17 protein-coding genes are annotated in these 15,702 nt (G+C 69.6%); 7 read left to right on the forward strand and 10 right to left on the reverse strand.

Annotated elements, in window-relative coordinates:
* Positions 1-27: 27 nt before the first annotated feature.
* Positions 28-852 (forward strand): class I SAM-dependent methyltransferase, encoded by an 825-nt coding sequence (locus DL519_RS01710; protein WP_190812589.1) that lies wholly within the window; start codon positions 28-30, stop codon positions 850-852.
* Positions 853-1,175: 323 nt separating this feature from the next.
* Here DL519_RS01710 and DL519_RS01715 read toward each other — a convergent pair whose 3' ends face one another.
* From DL519_RS01715 to DL519_RS01735, 6 genes are all read right to left on the reverse strand, one after another.
* A complete protein-coding gene (locus tag DL519_RS01715) occupies positions 1,176-1,376 on the reverse strand; it encodes a hypothetical protein (RefSeq protein WP_190812590.1) in 201 nt (66 codons plus the stop codon).
* 75 nt (positions 1,377-1,451) lie between these two features.
* Positions 1,452-2,513, reverse strand: coding sequence for a CPBP family intramembrane glutamic endopeptidase (locus tag DL519_RS01720; protein ID WP_190812591.1), 1,062 nt, complete (start codon positions 2,511-2,513; stop codon positions 1,452-1,454).
* Between the two features lie 252 nt (positions 2,514-2,765).
* Positions 2,766-3,284, reverse strand: a complete 519-nt coding sequence (locus DL519_RS01725; protein WP_190823690.1) for a GtrA family protein — start codon at positions 3,282-3,284, stop codon at positions 2,766-2,768.
* Positions 3,285-3,509: 225 nt separating this feature from the next.
* Entirely contained in the window at positions 3,510-4,193 is a 684-nt protein-coding gene (locus DL519_RS48275; protein WP_263399550.1) for an L-lactate permease, read from the reverse strand.
* Positions 4,194-4,210: 17 nt separating this feature from the next.
* Entirely contained in the window at positions 4,211-5,095 is an 885-nt protein-coding gene (locus tag DL519_RS48280; RefSeq protein ID WP_263399551.1) for an L-lactate permease, read from the reverse strand.
* A 360-nt stretch (positions 5,096-5,455) separates the two neighbouring features.
* Complete coding sequence (locus DL519_RS01735; RefSeq protein ID WP_190812592.1) at positions 5,456-6,157, reverse strand: hypothetical protein; 702 nt, start codon at positions 6,155-6,157, stop codon at positions 5,456-5,458.
* Between the two features lie 238 nt (positions 6,158-6,395).
* Between DL519_RS01735 and DL519_RS01740 the strand changes: the two genes are divergently transcribed.
* Positions 6,396-7,712 carry a nicotinate phosphoribosyltransferase gene (locus DL519_RS01740; protein WP_190812593.1) on the forward strand — a complete coding sequence of 439 codons (1,317 nt, stop codon included), beginning with the start codon at positions 6,396-6,398 and terminating at the stop codon, positions 7,710-7,712.
* A gap of 10 nt (positions 7,713-7,722) precedes the next feature.
* Here DL519_RS01740 and DL519_RS01745 read toward each other — a convergent pair whose 3' ends face one another.
* Together DL519_RS01745 and DL519_RS01750 are read right to left on the reverse strand one after the other, a co-directional pair.
* Positions 7,723-8,919 carry a site-2 protease family protein gene (locus DL519_RS01745; RefSeq protein WP_190812594.1) on the reverse strand — a complete coding sequence of 399 codons (1,197 nt, stop codon included), beginning with the start codon at positions 8,917-8,919 and terminating at the stop codon, positions 7,723-7,725.
* A 224-nt stretch (positions 8,920-9,143) separates the two neighbouring features.
* Positions 9,144-9,332, reverse strand: coding sequence for a ubiquitin-like protein Pup (locus DL519_RS01750; protein ID WP_190812595.1), 189 nt, complete (start codon positions 9,330-9,332; stop codon positions 9,144-9,146).
* 243 nt (positions 9,333-9,575) lie between these two features.
* Between DL519_RS01750 and DL519_RS01755 the strand changes: the two genes are divergently transcribed.
* Complete coding sequence (locus DL519_RS01755) at positions 9,576-10,217, forward strand: cytochrome c oxidase assembly protein (RefSeq protein WP_223838342.1); 642 nt, start codon at positions 9,576-9,578, stop codon at positions 10,215-10,217.
* Positions 10,218-10,327: 110 nt separating this feature from the next.
* Here DL519_RS01755 and tatA read toward each other — a convergent pair whose 3' ends face one another.
* Complete coding sequence (gene tatA, locus DL519_RS01760; protein ID WP_190812596.1) at positions 10,328-10,597, reverse strand: Sec-independent protein translocase subunit TatA; 270 nt, start codon at positions 10,595-10,597, stop codon at positions 10,328-10,330.
* A 617-nt stretch (positions 10,598-11,214) separates the two neighbouring features.
* Here tatA and DL519_RS01765 point away from each other — a divergent pair.
* From DL519_RS01765 to DL519_RS01780, 4 genes are all read left to right on the forward strand, one after another.
* The gene (locus DL519_RS01765; RefSeq protein ID WP_190812597.1) at positions 11,215-11,583 is read left to right on the forward strand and encodes a twin-arginine translocase TatA/TatE family subunit; all 369 of its coding nucleotides are present in this window, start codon (positions 11,215-11,217) and stop codon (positions 11,581-11,583) included.
* 156 nt (positions 11,584-11,739) lie between these two features.
* Positions 11,740-12,726, forward strand: a complete 987-nt coding sequence (locus DL519_RS01770; protein ID WP_190823692.1) for a Bug family tripartite tricarboxylate transporter substrate binding protein — start codon at positions 11,740-11,742, stop codon at positions 12,724-12,726.
* On the forward strand, positions 12,723-13,262 hold the full coding sequence (locus tag DL519_RS01775) for a tripartite tricarboxylate transporter TctB family protein (protein ID WP_190812598.1): 540 nt from the start codon (positions 12,723-12,725) through the stop codon (positions 13,260-13,262). Before DL519_RS01770 ends, DL519_RS01775 begins: the two co-directional genes overlap by 4 nt.
* Before the next feature lie 3 nt (positions 13,263-13,265).
* Positions 13,266-14,783, forward strand: a complete 1,518-nt coding sequence (locus tag DL519_RS01780) for a tripartite tricarboxylate transporter permease (RefSeq protein ID WP_190812599.1) — start codon at positions 13,266-13,268, stop codon at positions 14,781-14,783.
* A gap of 276 nt (positions 14,784-15,059) precedes the next feature.
* Here DL519_RS01780 and DL519_RS01785 read toward each other — a convergent pair whose 3' ends face one another.
* A complete protein-coding gene (locus DL519_RS01785) occupies positions 15,060-15,374 on the reverse strand; it encodes an Imm1 family immunity protein (RefSeq protein ID WP_317891340.1) in 315 nt (104 codons plus the stop codon).
* Between the last annotated feature and the right edge of the window lie 328 nt (positions 15,375-15,702).

The following is a 15,702-nucleotide window of genomic DNA, read 5'->3' on the forward strand; positions in this document are numbered from 1 at the left end:
GGGGGTCTGGTGAACGAGCGTCTTGCAGTGCAGGTCGATTCATCCAACGTCGAGCAGCTTCGCGCCTGGGACGGCGCCCAGGGCGACCACTGGACCGCCCGCGCCGACCGCATCGACGAAGGCGTCGCCCGCTACCACGACCAGTTCCTCGACGCGGCGGAGATCGGTCCAGCTTCGACCGTGCTGGACATCGGGTGCGGGACCGGGCAGACGACCCGCGACGCCGCCCGCCGGGCGGCCACCGGCGCTGCGCTGGGCGTGGACCTCTCCTCGCAGATGGTCGAGCTCGCACGCGGGCGGGCGAAGCGGGAGCAGGTGGCGAATGCGACCTTTCTGCAAGCAGACGCCCAGATCCACGAGTTCCCCGAGGCGCACTTCGACGTCGCGGTCAGCCGGCATGGCGTGATGTTCTTCGGCGATCCCGCAGCGGCTTTCGAGAACGTCGTGCGCGCCATACGCAGGGGCGGGCGGATGGTCCTGCTGGTCTGGCAGCCCATCGAGCGCAACGAGTGGATCAGCGCCTTCCGGACGGTGCTGGCCTCCGGCCGGGATCTGCCGGGGCCGCCGCCGTTCTCCTTCGGCGACCCCGACCGGGTGCGGGCGCTGCTGACCTCGGCCGGGCTCTCCGGCGTTCGGTTGCGCGGTCTCAACGAGCCGATGTACTTCGGCCGCGACGTCGACGACGCCTGCGATTTCATCTCGGGCCAGTTCGCCGGCCTGCTCGACGGCCTCGACGCGGATGGCAGGGAACGAGCTCTCGACGACCTGCGGACGAGCCTGACCGAGCACTGCACCGATCGCGGTGTGCTCTACGACTCGGCCAACTGGCTGGTGGAGGCGCAGCGACGCTGACCGCACGAAGAGCACCTTCAGTCCACACGCCGGAATCGGCGACGAGTGGACTGGATGCAGAGGTGGCGCTGTTCCACACCTGTCGGATGGCACGCGGTCGACGATCGCGCGGCGACTGGCCGATGGTGCGGCGCGGTTCGCGGATTTGGTGGTTGAGCTGGGGTTGGCGCAGTCCGCGGATCGCCGCGCTGTGATCGTTGTCGTGGCGTTGAAGGAAGGCCGTGAAGCCTGGCTTGGCCAACACTGGCTACCGGAGTGCGCAGTCGGCTGGCAGGCCGCAGGGTCAGGAGCCCGGGCAGAGCATCGCGTGTGCGTCTGTTTGCTCAGCGGTTCTCCTGGCTGTGGTGCGCCTCCGGGCATTGGTCGGGTGTGACCGCTTCGACCCGCACGTGCAGGCGGCCGGTTTGCCGGGGGAAGCACTGGTACACGCTGTTTCCTTGGCACCGCGCGTCCAGGTTGGTGACGAAGTCGTAGTCGATGTGCCGGTCGTCGCCTACGTGCCCGATGCACTCGTGGGCGATCATGGGGGTGCCAAAGCGGATTTCTCAGCACAGTGGCACCGCTGGCTCGGTGGTGCTTACCACCAGGGCCTGAGCCCGTCAGGCCGCGCCAGTGCCCGAGTGCCCGGGAGGCGTTCCCGGCGGGTCCGCGAACGAAACGGGATTGGGGGCCGTCGAGGTGATGCCAAGGCGGCGGGCACGCCGGTCGATCCACCACGTGTAGACCACGGTGATGAGCGTGCTCGGCAGGACGTCCCACACGTCGTAGGAGCCGCTCTGGTCCAGGCTCGGCACCCCGTGGGGCGCGGCGGCAAGGGCGAAGGTGAGGTTGTTCGCCACGTGCAGGGCGATCGCCGCCTCCAGCCCTCCGGTGCGGATGGTCAGCCAGCACATGGCCATCGCGAAGACGAAGAGGTCGACGACCACGAACGGTTCGGTGTAGTCGTGCAGTACGATGAACAGCAACGAACTGGCCACCGCACCGGGCCACGGCGTGCGGGCCCAGGACGCGAAGGTCTGCACGAGCCAGCCGCGGCAGACGTATTCCTCGGTGGCGGCCTGCACGGGGATGACCGCCACCGAGATGGCGACCACCGCCAGGAACGTCAGCCACCCCGGCCACGACGTGGCGTCCCACCCGTTTAGGACGAGGTCGACGGCGGTGACCAGGACGAAGCCCAGGAAAGCCCACCTGGCGCAGTAGGCCATCCACCGCCAACGCAGTCGTCCCTCCACACTGGACAACGTGCCCACCGGTCGGCGCTGCGTCGTCCTCGCGATCAGGAGGACGACGGGCAGGACGACGGCGATCGAGACGAAGCCGAGCGCGAAGTTCCACAACGGATCCGCGAAGCCCAGTTCCGCATCCATCCCGACGCCTACCGCGAAGGCCAGGACCATGGCGACGCTGTAGACCAGCAGCATCAACGCCATCGCGAGCACGGGGAACAGCACGAGGCCGACCACCGGTCGCCACCAGCGGTGTGCCGAGGTGCGCGCGAGCAGGTGGTACGGAGTGCCCGGGCGGTGGGCCTCGGCGACGGCCGATTCCCCTTGGAGATGCATGTCGGTCCCTTCGGTGTGGTCGCCGGGGCCCCGCTCGGGAACCCGCCGCTCGCCAGGCGTGTGCCGATCGTCTTCGCCGCGTGGCCGATCGTCCATCAATGAAACGTGACGAGTGGGCCACCGGCTTTGGTCGGTGGGGATTCGCGTCGAGTTCGAGTTGCAAGTGCAATGTGCGTGTGACGATTACGTGACCGTGGCCCGAAAAACAGTAGGTATTCAGGTGGCGTGTGGGTGCTGGGAATCAGGGGAGAACGGCGACCTGACGCACGATGCAGGGCTGCTGGCCGGTTCGGAGCGCGTGTGCGGCTCTGACTGGGGCTTCGTCACATCGTCCTCAGTGGACGTACGTCAGCGGGCTTCGTCGGGTTCGGGCGCCGAGCCAGGCCGGTCGCGTTCCTCCTGGCGGAACACCCACCGGCGGGAGGCGGTGTAGGTGAACAGCGCTACGCACGCCCCGGCGACCAGCCTGGCCAGCCGGAAGTCGACGCCCAGCGCGGCAACCCCCGTGGTCACGCCAATGGTGAGCCCGTAGTCGCAGACGACGACCATCGCGTAGCGGAGGACCTGGCCGCCGACCGGGGCGTGCGACCGGAAGTTGACCTTTCGGTTGAGCATGAAGTTCAGCCCGAAGGCGAACACGTACGACACGGTCACGGCGACCGGCAGCGGCAACGGGGTCCAAGCGCGCAGCGACGCCAGGATGGCGAGGTCGATCAGGAAGGTGAACCCGCCCAGGATCGCGAAGCCGACGAACTCGCGGGAGACCACGCGGCGAAGCCAGGCCGGGAACCGGTCGACCCACGAGGTGAGCAGGTCGCCGACCCGCTCGGCCGCGCTCGCCCTGGTCGTCGTGGCCTGATCTTCCATCCTCACCCCAGCGCACCAATCACATTCGGGCAGCAGCCGACACCGCCCGTTGGCGGAGTCGCCGCCCAGCCCATCCTATGGAAGATCCCCGGCGCCAAGTCGTGCTCGCGGGCCGGCGGGCGACATCCTCTCGCCCGCCGTTAAGGGATTGTTCGACTTCCGTTCCGCCGCCGTATCCAAGCGGCCCGCGAACATCCACGCCGGATCGGGGGCGATCAGCGGCGGTCAGACGACCATCCAGGCCAGGACCGGCAGGGACTGCAGGTAGACGAGCACGCACATCAGGGCCAGGAAGCCGATGCTCCACGGCAGCACCCGGCGGAAGATGTCGCCCTCCCGGCCCGCCATGCCGACCGCCCCGGCGGCGATGGCCAGGTTCTGCGGCGAGATCATCTTGCCGAGCACGCCCCCGGAGCCGTTCGCGGCGGCAGCCAGCAGCGGATCGATGCCGGCCCGCTGCGCGGCCGTCACCTGCAACGCCCCGAACAGCGAGTTCGACGAGGTGTCGGAGCCGGTGACGGCGACGCCGAGCCATCCGAGGATCGGCGAGATCAGGGCGAACAGCCCGCCCACCGCCGCCATCCAGGTGCCGAGCGTGGCGGTCTGCCCGGAGGCGTTCATGACGTAGGCGATCGCCAGCACCGACATCACGGTGACGATCGGCCACTTCAGCTGCACGTAGGTGTCGGCGTAGCGGGACAGCGCCCGCCGCGGCGCGATGCCGATCGCCGGAACGGTCAGTAGTCCCGCGATCAGCAGCAGCGTCCCGGCGCTGGTGAGCCAGTTGAACTTGAACTCGACCAGGGACAGCTGCTGGCCGGCGGGGTTGCGGATGTCCAGGCCCGGCCAGTCGAACTTGATCGTGACGGAGTCCAGCAGGTGGGCGACGGCGCCGATCTGGCCGATCACGAAGACGGCGATGATGATCAGGTAGGGAGGTAGGAGCGGAACACCGCGGCATGGGAGTCCGTCCTCGCCACCGGTTGGGTGGTGGCCCCGACGGGCTCCCACACCCGCAGCAGCAGGACGGTGGCGCCGGCCGCGACGAGCGCGGCGATGATGTCGGTCAGCGGCACGGAGACGTAGTTGGCCGCGACGAACTGGGTGACCGCGAAGCTCACCCCGCACACGAGCGTGGCGGGCAGCGTCTGACGCACGCCGCGCATCCCGTCGATGATCCCGACGAGCACCACGGGCACGAACACGGCCAGCAGCGGCGTCTGCCTACCGGTCATCGCCCCGAGCTCCGCCAGCGGCAGCCCGGTGACGCTGGCGAGCGTCACCAGCGGCGCCGCCAGTGCCCCGAAGGCGACGGGAGCGGTGTTGGCCACCAGCGAGACCACCGCGGATGTGATCGGGCTGAACCCCAGCGCCAGCAGCATCACGGTGGTGATCGCCACCGGGGTGCCGAACCCGGCCAGCGCCTCCAGCAGCGCCCCGAAGCAGAACGCGATGATCATGGCCTGGATGCGTCGGTCGTCGCTGACCTGGGAGAACGAGCGCTGCAGCACGTCGAAATGACCCGTGGTGACGGTCATGTTGTAGATCCAGATGGCGTTGATGACGATCCACAGGATCGGGAAGAACCCGAACGCCGCGCCCAGCGCCGCGGACAGTACAGCCTGGTCCACTGGCATCGGGTAGATGAAGATGGCGACCGCCAGAGCCACGACCAGCGCGGTCAGCGACGCCTTCCAGGCCGTCATGCGGACGACGCCGAGCAGGGCGAACAGCACGAGCAGCGGTAGTGAAGCCGCAAGGGCGCTCCAGCCGAGGGAGCCGAACAGCGGATCGAGGATCGGTTGGTACACGGCCACTCCCTAGCTAGGGGCGGATGCACATCCCGTCGCGCGTGGAAATGGAAGGTAGCGGTTCGCACGACCAGACGACACCCCTCGATGCCGACCCGCAACACGGTCCCACTGGCATCGGGGTCGAAGGCGGTGAACGCCAACCCACCGTGGGGGGACGACGATTTCCCGCCCCGGACCTGGTCGCTATTCGGTTCTCGCGGATGGCCGCGAAAGGCGGGCGTCCAGGGAGAACGTGCCCGCCCCGACGATGAGCAGGAACACCAGGCTGAACGGCTGGGCCCACTCCACCCGGGACTTGTGCATGTAGCTCCGGAAACCCTGGTGGGTGAGGTGTTCTCCAGCGCCTCCACAGTGGACTCATGCCGGGCCGGGCGCACGCCGTCGTGGTTGGATCTCGGGCAGGTGCTCGCGCACGAGCAAACCGCTGAGCACCACGATCCACAGCGCGGTCAGCCCACCGGGGAGGTAGGTGGCCAGCACGCCGCCGGGAGCGATCGCGCCGGCTCCGCCGAGGACGGTGAGTGCGCCGAGGATCCGGATGACGGCGACGAATCCGGAGAACCACGCCGCCCACTGCGGGAGAACCCCGGTCCGCGCGATGGCGGCGGCGCATGCCGCCAGCGGCAGGGCGACGGCCATTCCCGCGAGCGTGCCCACGACGGCCACCGCGCTGTAGGGCGCGGAGGCGAGACCGATCAGCATGGGATGCGCGGTCAACGCGTAGGCCGCACCGCCGAGGATCGATACCCCGAGGAACCCGATGGTGCCGGTGAGCACGAAGCCCGCCAGCACGACCGCGGGGGCGTCGCTGTTCGGATCGGCCAGCCTGAACGCGGTGGCGAGAGTGGCACCGAACCACACGAACAAGGCCAAGGCGGCGGCGTAGAGCACGGCCGCGGCCATGATCACGTCGCGCGAGTTGGTCAGGTACAAGGCGATCGTGTCGCTGGAGGCGGTGATCCTGGGAGCGCCGCGGAGCAGGATGCCCGCCACGATGGCGAGCACGAGCGAAGCGAGGCCCGCCAGCCCGCCCCAGCGCATCTCGTGGCCTTCACTCATCGATTCCTCCCGGCGGCCTCGGTGAACGGGATGTTCACCGAGCGTTGCGGGCGGAGGGGGTGCAGTCATGCGGCCGAAGGTCCTCTGTTCTCACCGCCGTTGCGCCACGCCACGAACGCCGCTCACACGGCTCCCACGAGCAACTCGCGTCCGGTGACCATCTCCCCTTGCAGACGGCGTGCGGGCTGCGCGACGGTCGGAGGATCCGTCGGCTCATGGCTGAGAGGTGACGACGGCCATGACGGGTCTGCGCACCGATTTGTACGAGCTCAGGATGGCGGCCAGCTACCTGCGCCGGGACATGACGTCCCCGGCGACCTTCAGCTTGTTCGCGCGGAAACTCCCGCCCGAACGCGGTTTTCTCGTCGCGGCCGGACTCGCCGACTGCCTGGACTTCCTGGCGCGGCTGCATTTCAGCGCCGACGACCTGACGTACCTCGGCGACGTCGTGCACCTGGAGGAAAGCGACCTGGCGTCGTTGTCGGAGCTGCGCTTCACCGGTGACGTGTGGGCCGTGCCCGAAGGGCGGGTGGTCTTCGCCGGTGAGCCCTTCCTGGAAGTGACGGCGCCGCTGCCGCAGGCGCAGCTGGTGGAGACGGCTCTGCTGAACTTCGTGACGTTCCAGTCGTCGGTGGCGGCCAAGGCGGCGCGGTGCCGGATCGCCGCACCGCAAGCGGATCTGGTCGATTTCGCCGCCCGCCGAACCCACGGTCTGGAGGCCGCCCGGGCGGTCGCTCGTGCCTCGGCCATCGCTGGATTCGCGGGCACCAGCTACGTGGCCGCCGCACGCGAGTTCGGACTGGTGGCCGCTGGCACGATGGCGCACTCCTACGTCGAAGCGTTCCCCGACGAGCGCACCGCGTTCCGGGCGTTCGCCGCCGATTTCCCGGATGCCACGGTGTTTTTGGTCGACACCTACGACACCCTGCGCGGCGTGTGCACGGCGATCGAGGTCGCCGAGGACCTGCCGGCCGGTAGCCGCATCGGGATCCGGCTGGACTCCGGCGACCTCGGCGACCTGGCGGTGCAAGCGCGCCAGCTGCTCGACGACGCCGGGCTGACCAGCGCTCGGATCATGGCCAGCGGCGGGCTCGACGAACACGCGCTCGCGGAACTCGCCGCCACGCCGATCGATCTGTTCGGCGTGGGCACCCGCATGGGGGTGTCCGCTGACGCGCCGTCCCTGGACAGCGCCTACAAGCTGGTCGAATACGGCGGAACGCCGGTGATGAAGCTGTCCGCGGGAAAGCTGACCGCACCCGGCGCCAAGCAGGTCTACCGCGGCGAACCCGGACAACCCGATCTGCTCGCGCTGCGCACCGAAGAGGCCCCAGCTGGGCGCGAACCGCTCCTACAGCCCGTCGTGTGCGGTGGCGTGCGGGCCGCTCAGCCGGAGCCGGTCCAGACCGCGCAGCGCCGGTTCACGCGAGACCTGCGGTGGCTACCAGAGTCGGCTCGCCTGCTCACCGGCCCCACACCGGTGGATGTGCTCTCGACGCAAGTGCTGGCGCGGTCCGCCGAAGCCGTCCGGCACCGCCTCGAACAGGCACTGTGAACGCCGCCGGTCAGCGGGAGTGCGGCTGGCCGGGATACCACCAGTTCGACGGCGGGGCTTTCCGGTTCGCTTCGCGTTCAACGGCTGCGGGCAGGGCGACTTCGAGACCGTGCGCCACGACGGTCCTGCTGATGTCCGACGGCGACACGATGCCCACCAACCTGCCGTCGTCGAAGACCAGGATGCGGCCGTCGGTGGACTCGGACAGCCGGGGCAGGACCGCTGCCAGGGGCTCGTCCGGTGCCGCGGTGGGCACGCGGTCCATCGGGCAGGCGGCGTCGCGCAGGGCGGTCGTCGGTCGGTCGTGCGCGGCTAGGGAGCGGACGCGGCGGAGGGAGACCAATCCGCCGACGCTGCCGTCCTCGAGCAGCACCGGGAAGCTGGCGTGCCCGCGTTCGCGGACCAGGAAATCGCCGACCGTCAACCGGCCGTCCACCGCCTCGACCGGATGCGACATCACATCCCGCACCCGCACTCCGGCCAGGGCCAACCCCACGCGGGCCTGGCGCTCCTCGGCGAAGGCCACGTTCGTGATGAACAACCCCAGCAGGACCCACCACAGTCCGGCGGCCCCCTGAGTGATCAACTGCGCGAATCCGGCGGCGATGAGCAGGTAGCCGAGCCCGAGCCCGGCGCGCGCCGACCACACGGCCGCTTTGAACCGGTCCCCGCGCCACCGCCACAGCGCCGCGCGCAGCACGCGGCCACCGTCCAGCGGAGCCGCCGGAACGAGGTTGAACACCGCCAGCACGAGGTTCAGCAGGGCCAGGTAGGTCAGCACCCCGACGATCAGGTCGCTCGCGTCCGACCGGGCCACGCCCCAGGCCAGCGCGCCGAAGACCACGCCCACGGCCGCGCTGGTTGCGGGCCCGACGATAGATATGCGCAGGTCAGCGCCGGGGCTGCGCGCTTCGCCCCGCAGCCGGGCGATACCGCCCAGCAGCCACAGCGTGATGCCCTCGACGGCGACGCCGTTGCGGAGGGCCACGATCGCGTGCGCGAGTTCGTGCGCCAGCAGCGAGGCGACCAGGAGGACCGCGGCGGCGACCCCGGCCAGCGCGTAGCCGAGCGAGGAGTGCCCGGGAAACGCCAGCGGCAGCTGGTAGACGGCCAATCCGGCGGCGACCAGGACGACGATGCCGAGCACGCTCCAGTGCAGCCCAATGCGCACCCCAGCTACTCGCCCCACCGGGACCGTTCCGCGCATGACCGCACCCCGCAACCCGCCGGACTCAGCCTTTCCTCCAGTGTGCCTCCCCAGCGACCGCCCGGTGACGGGTGGACTTCCGGCAGAAGGCTTGCCAGCGGGCATCACGGCGGGTCGCGGACAGAACAGTGTGGACTGTCACCGGGAACCACCCATATCGCCCAGCCGTACGAGGCGCATGGCGGAAACGATTCCGGGGCGACGACGAGCCGATGCCGGTGCGGTCACTCGCCGCCTTTCTGGATGTACGAGCGCACGAACTCGGCGGCGTTCTCCTCGAGGACATCGTCGATCTCGTCCAACATGGCATCGGTGGTGTCGTCGAGCTCGTCGCGGCGGTCCTGGCCGCTGGGCGTCGGCTCAGGTACCTCGTCTTCGGACCGGTCGTGCCGCTTGGGTCTCTCCTGGCGCATCCGGTGCCTCCCTGCGGTCGTCGCGCGTGCCCACCACCCGCGTTCGGTGCTACCGGCGAACCTGAAGCCCGCTGAGGAAGAGGGTCGCGAGCGCGAACAACACCCGCTAGGGCCGATGGGCCCCTCGACCGCTGCGGTGCAACGAGTGTCGCAGGCCCAGAACGTCGCCGATGGCGTCCGCGGTGGACAGGCTGACCGACGCCGCACCGATGATGGGGAATTCGTGGCACGGGAGCGCCGCTTTTGCTGCTCAGCCCCAGCGGGCCGCCGCGGCTGGCCGAGCGGGTGAGCGCGGGCATCCGGTCGCGGCCCGCAAGGGTGCTGACGTTCCCCGGGGTGGTCACCGTCCTGCTCGTGGGGGTGCCGTTCGCGCTGTACCTGACGCCGCTGTACGAACTGACCCTGCGTTCGTCGGTGGTCGATACGGTGATGCACGTGGTGTTGGTGCTCGCCGGTTTCATCTACTTCTGGACCCGGTTGCGCGTCGACCCGACGCCCCGCGGCGACCCGCACATCGTGTCGTTCGGGATCTCGCTCGCGGAAGTCATCTTCGACGGCGTGCTGGGGCTGGTGCTCTGGCTCGGGCCGCTGCGCGCGCCGCACTACTACGAGGCGTTGGCGCGGAGCTGGGGCCCGAGCATGCGCACCGACCAGATCATCGCCGCGGGCGTGGTGTGGATCGGTGGTGACCTCGCCGGGCTGCCGTTCCTCGGCGCCCTGATGCGGCAGTGGAAGCGCGACGACGCCGAGGAGGCCGCCGAGGTCGACCGGGAGCTCGACGCGGCGGACGCGACGGACGCCGAGCGCAGCGACGAGCCCGCCGCGCGCAGCGGCCTGTGGTTGGAGGACGACCCGGTGCTGGCCGAACGCTTCCGCCGTGGCTGAGCCCGGCCGACGCGCGACGGCCCCGGCCGCCGTGGGCGGCCGGGGCCGGAAGCCGGTACTGCCGGCGGTCCTCCTCGCGCGCCGGGTCGAACCCGGCCGGGGAGGACCCGTCAGTTCTTGGGGTCGTTGCGCTGCTTGTCGTCGACCTGCTGCTTGTCGTCGGCCTGCTGCGGGCTGGGCTTGCCGGTGTCCAGCCGGTCCTGCTCGGTGGTGGGCCGGGAGGTGGCCTGCTCGTCCTCCTTCAGGCCGCGAGCTTCGGCCTTGAGCACGCGGGCGGACTGGCCGAGCGAGCGCGCCATCTGCGGCAGCTTCGCCGATCCGAACAGCAGCAGGACCGCGGCGAGCACGATCAGCCAGTGCCAGGCACTGAGCGAACCCATGGGTGCACTTCCATTCGCTGTCGTGGACACCTGAGCCCTGCGACGACGCCGCCGGCCGAGCGGGCGGCCGATGCGGGGATCTGCGGCGTACCGGCCCCCGTGAGATCAGGTGACCCGTCGTTTCTCAACAGGGTGCAGTGTATACCCGAACCCGGCCGGTCCCGGGGTGCCCGTTCGATTCCTGACCAGGACAAATCCGCTATCTGGATCTTGTTCCGGCAGTTCTGGACACTGGCACGAACGACGAGAAGCGCAGGTAGGACAGACTTGTCCTGCGGACGCGCCCGCATCTGCATCGCGTCGAGTTCATCCACTGTGGTCGACATCGGGCAGACCGGATTTCGCCGGTGGCGCGGCGAGCCACGAGGACTGACGAACGAGAGATGAACATCGCCTGTTGCGGGGTCGTCGAAAGATCCACTTTGGATGATCTGCCCCAAACCTCGCGCCCGCCCCGGCTCTCCGGCTGGACGGCGCCGCGCACCAAGCGCCCCCGACACCGGGCGGGGACGCCATCACCGCTGGTGGCGTGCCTTGCGTCAACTAATGTGCGAGGCGGCCCGTCGCCGGCGCGGGTGTACCGTGACTGCGACGGTCCTTCTGCGGAGAAGGTCAGCATGAGTTTGGAACACCTCGCCGTCCTGCTGCTCGCAGGCTTGTTCATCCTCGGCCCGGAGAAGCTGCCCGAGGCCGCCGCGTGGGCGGGCCGGACGATGCGGCAGGTGCGCGGGTTCGCCGCGGATGCGCAGCAGCAGCTCCGGTCGGAACTGGGCGACGAGTACCGCGATCTGCGCGAGCCCCTGCGGCAGCTCAACGAGCTGCGCGGCCTCGACCCGCGGCGCGCGGTCGCGAACTACCTGCTCGACGACGCTCGCCCCACCACAACGCTCGCCGGCCAGCCGACGAATGCCGCGGCGAATTCCGTTGAACGGCCTGGTTTCCTGCGCCCGGGCGAGCGGCCGCCCTTCGACGTCGAGGCCACCTGAGAGTCGATGCCGCAGCCCGCAACGCGCCACCTCCCGAACGACTGGTGACAGAACTTCCACAAATTCCGATACGCGCGTAAGCGAGACTGTGCGCCAGATCGTGGGGCAGGATCACCCACCATCCGGTCGCGAGGCCGGGCTCACAGTGAGGTGATGATGCGGAAGTTGAAAGTCGGGATGGCGGTGCTGGGTGCCGCGCTTATGGTGCTGCTGGTGCCTCCCCTGGTCGGCGCGGGAGGTGACGAGCCGGGCACGCAGATCCGCGGCCTGCGGGTCATGGTGCCCAACACGCCGGGTGGTGGTTACGACATCACCGCGCGCACGGCGGTCAAGGCGATCGAGGACGCCGGCCTCAACGGTCCGGCCGAGGTGTTCAACCTGCCCGGTGCGGGCGGCACGGTCGGCTTGGGCCGGTTGGTCAGCGAGGCCGGCAACGGCGCGCTGGTGATGTCGATGGGCCTGGGCGTGGTGGGCTCGGTGTACACCAACCACTCACCGGTGTCGCTGAACGACACCACGCCGATCGCGAAGCTGACCGAGGAATCCGACGTCATCGTCGTGGCCAAGGACTCCCCCTACCAGAACCTCGCCCAGCTGATCGAGGCGTGGAAGGCCAACCCCGGCGCGGTTCCCGTCGGCGGCGGCTCCTCGCCCGGCGGACCGGACCACCTGGCGCCGATGCTGACCGCGAAGGCGATCGGCCTGTCCGCCACGCAGGTCAACTACGTGCCGTTCGACGGTGGCGGCGAGCTGATGGCCTCGGTGCTCGGCAGCAAGGTCGCCTTCGGCGTCTCCGGGATCGGCGAGACCCGCGACCAGATCGCGGCCGGTGAGCTGCGGGCGCTGGCGGTGACCAGCCCGGAGCGCGTGCCCGGCATCGACGCCCCGACACTGCAGGAATCCGGTGTGAACGTCAGCTTCACGAACTGGCGCGGCGTCGTCGCACCGCCGGGAATCAGCGAGCAGGAGCGGGCAAAGCTGATCGCGATGTTCAGCAAGCTGCACACCAGCGAGCAGTGGCAGCAGGCGATGCGGCTGAACGGGTGGACCGACGCCTTCCAGACCGGAGATGACTTCGGGGCGTTCCTGAAGTCCGAGAACGACCGCGTCGCGTCGGTGCTGAAGGAGTTGGGTGCCGCATGAGTTCCACTGTGGACAAGACCGTGGCTCCGACCGGTGCGGAGCGTGGCGGCTGGTGGCGCCGGTATTCCGAGCTGGGCATCTGCGTGCTGCTGCTCGCGGTGGGCGTGCTCGTGCTCGTCGACGCGGCCCTGATCCCCACCGATTTCGCGCAGCGCGGCCCGGTCGGGCCGAAGGCGGTGCCGGTGGTGGTCGGTTCGCTGCTGTTGCTGGTGTCGGTGCTGCTGGCGCGGGACGTGCTCCGCGGCGGTCGCGGTGAGGCCGAGGCCGGCGAGGACGTCGACCTCGACGCGCCGACCGACTGGCGCACCCTGCTGCTGCTGTCCGGTTTCTTCCTGCTCAACGCGGCACTGATCAACATCATCGGGTTCCCGGCGTCGGCGGCGATCATGTTCTGGGGCGCGGCCTACGCGCTGGGCAGCCGCAGCCTCGTGCGGGATCCGCTGATCGCCGCCGCCCTCTCGGTGCTGACGTGGCTGACGTTCAACGAACTTCTCGGAGTCCCGCTGCCCGGTGGCCCGCTGATGGGGGTGCTGTAACCGATGGACCTGTCGAACCTCATGGGCGGTTTCGCCACCGCCCTGACTCCGCAGCACCTGCTGTTCGCAGCGATCGGCGTGGTGCTGGGCACCGCGGTCGGCGTGCTGCCGGGCATCGGCCCGGCGATGGCGGTGGCGCTGCTGCTGCCGGTCACCTACACGCTGGACCCCACCGGGGCGTTCATCATGTTCGCCGGCATCTACTTCGGCGGGATGTTCGGCGGATCGACCACCTCGATCCTGCTCAACACGCCAGGTGAGAGCGCCGCCGTCGTGGTGGCGATCGAAGGCAACAAGATGGCCAAGAACGGCAGAGGGGCGCAAGCCCTGGCCGCCGCGGCCGTCGGCCACTTCTTCGGCGGCCTGGTCGGCCTCACCCTGCTGGTGCTGCTGGCACCGGTCATCGCGGGCTACGCGGTCAACATCGGCGCGCCCGACTACTTCGCGTTCATGGTGCTGGCGTTCGCGGCAACCTCGACCGTGCTGGGCAGTTCGCGGATCCGCGGGTTCGCCTCGCTGCTGATCGGGTTGACCATCGGGCTGATCGGGCTCGACCAGATGAGCGGCCAGGCCCGCCTGACGTTCGGCACCCTGCAGCTGGTCGACGGCATCGACGTGGTGCTCGTCGCGGTCGGGCTCTTCGCCGTCGGCGAGTCGCTTTGGGTCGCCGCGCACCTGCGGCACACCCAGGAGAAGCCCATCCCGGTCGGCAGGCCGTGGATGTCCCGGCAGGACCTGCGGCGGGCGTGGAAGCCGTGGCTGCGCGGCCCGCTGATCGGCTTCCCCTTCGGCGCGATCCCGGTCGGTGGGGCGGAAGTGCCCACCTTCCTGTCCTACACCGTCGAGAAGCAGCTGTCCCGGCGCAAGGGAGGCTGGGGCAGCAAGGGCGCGATCGAGGGTGTGGCCGGACCGGAGGCCACCTCGCTTTCCAGCGCGGCGGGCACCATGGTCACGATGCTCACCCTCGGGTTGCCGACCACCTCGGTGGCCGCGGTGATGCTGGCGGCGTTCCAGCAGTACGGCATCCAGCCCGGCCCGCTGCTGTTCCAGCGCGAGTCGGATCTGGTGTGGGCGCTGATCGCGAGCATGTTCGTCGGTCTGGTGCTGCTGCTGGTGATCAACCTGCCGATGGCGCCGGTGTGGGCCAAGCTGCTGCAGGTCCCGCGGCCGTACCTGTACGCGGGCATCCTGTTCTTTGCCAGCGTCGGGGCCTACGCGATCAGCGGTCAGCCGTTGGACCTGCTGCTGCTGTTCATCATCGGGGCGATCGGTTTCGCGATGCGCCGCTTCGGCCTGCCGGTGCTGCCGGCGATCATCGGCGTGATCCTCGGGCCGACGGCGGAACTGCAGATGCGCCGAGCGCTGCAGATCAGCGACGGCGACCTGACGGGTCTGGTGAACTCGCCGTTGGCGATCGCGGTCTACGCGATCACGGCGGTCCTGCTCACGTTCCCGCTGTGGAGCCGGTTCATCCGCCGCTCGCCGAAGCCGGCCGAGCCAGCGGATCGAGTCGACGCCTGATCACTGGACCGAAGGGCACCTTCCTCCTGGTCAGCGGAGGGAGGCGCCCAAGGCGGAGGCGCGGCGTCGGGAGGAACGGCTCCGCCGCCGCGCTCCGGGGCGTGGCGCGTGAACGGCGCCACTTGTCCCGGCGACGCCGCCGACACAGCCCGCCGAGTAGGCTCCCCCGGCTGCATACGCCCGGTATGGCTGCGCCGGGCACTCGAAGCGCCCCGGCTCCCCGTGTTACTCGCTTCGCGGGGGAGGTCGGGGCGCTTCGCCATGTCTAGCTCCGGTTCATGATGCCTCGATCCACTCGACACATGCCGGCCGCTCGCCCGTGCGCACGTACTCGTCAACGGCCCGTAGGACGAGGTCGATCGGTACTTCCGTGTGTGCGTCCATCGGCGTGTGGTGCAGTCCGCCCAACCAGTAGTCGACGGGCTCCGCGTTGGTGCCGTTCGCCGGAAACATCGGCGGTTGGTCCTGCCAGGCGAGCGCGCCTGTTTCGGAGTCGCGGACGCCAACAGACAATGCCGGTTGCTCGTACCACGGAAGATCATCGCGGAGGCTCGACAACGTCCACGACGTCGGCGACAACGGCGCCGGCAAAGGGGGCGGGGGGACTGGCCGTGGGTTTCGCTTTCTTGGTTGGGCTTTTTGCCGGGGTCGGGGCCTTTGGGGGTTTGGTTTTGGGTGGGCCGTAGCCGGGTTTGACTGGTAGTCGCTTTTCGCTGGCGGGTGCGGGATTCGTCTCGGTCGGCCATTCGCCTAGGGGGTGTGGGTGGTGGTGATCGCTGCGTTCCGAGGTGGTCCGTGCGTGATTTTCGGGGCTATAGCGCCTGAAACCGCTCACGACGCTCGTGCTGGTGGTGTGGTGGTGGTTGGGTGGCGCCTTCGACGTGCCCTGGTTTTCGGTGCTGTGTCGTGGTTTCCGGTG

Origin of the sequence: Saccharopolyspora pogona (genome assembly GCF_014697215.1) — a bacterium.
In the GTDB taxonomy this organism is placed as follows: Bacteria; Actinomycetota; Actinomycetes; order Mycobacteriales; family Pseudonocardiaceae; genus Saccharopolyspora; species Saccharopolyspora hattusasensis.

Coding starts and splice junctions, on each gene's coding strand:
- DL519_RS01745 (WP_190812594.1), bottom strand. CDS start 8,919: ATGCGCGGAACGGTCCCGGTGGGGCGAGTAGCTGGGGTGCGCATTGGG.
- DL519_RS01715 (WP_190812590.1), bottom strand. CDS start 1,376: ATGATCGCCCACGAGTGCATCGGGCACGTAGGCGACGACCGGCACATC.
- DL519_RS01740 (WP_190812593.1), top strand. CDS start 6,396: ATGACGGGTCTGCGCACCGATTTGTACGAGCTCAGGATGGCGGCCAGC.
- DL519_RS01750 (WP_190812595.1), bottom strand. CDS start 9,332: ATGCGCCAGGAGAGACCCAAGCGGCACGACCGGTCCGAAGACGAGGTA.
- DL519_RS01735 (WP_190812592.1), bottom strand. CDS start 6,157: ATGAGTGAAGGCCACGAGATGCGCTGGGGCGGGCTGGCGGGCCTCGCT.
- DL519_RS01780 (WP_190812599.1), top strand. CDS start 13,266: ATGGACCTGTCGAACCTCATGGGCGGTTTCGCCACCGCCCTGACTCCG.
- DL519_RS01765 (WP_190812597.1), top strand. CDS start 11,215: ATGAGTTTGGAACACCTCGCCGTCCTGCTGCTCGCAGGCTTGTTCATC.
- tatA (WP_190812596.1), bottom strand. CDS start 10,597: ATGGGTTCGCTCAGTGCCTGGCACTGGCTGATCGTGCTCGCCGCGGTC.
- DL519_RS01775 (WP_190812598.1), top strand. CDS start 12,723: ATGAGTTCCACTGTGGACAAGACCGTGGCTCCGACCGGTGCGGAGCGT.
- DL519_RS01770 (WP_190823692.1), top strand. CDS start 11,740: ATGCGGAAGTTGAAAGTCGGGATGGCGGTGCTGGGTGCCGCGCTTATG.
- DL519_RS01720 (WP_190812591.1), bottom strand. CDS start 2,513: ATGGACGATCGGCCACGCGGCGAAGACGATCGGCACACGCCTGGCGAG.
- DL519_RS01725 (WP_190823690.1), bottom strand. CDS start 3,284: ATGGAAGATCAGGCCACGACGACCAGGGCGAGCGCGGCCGAGCGGGTC.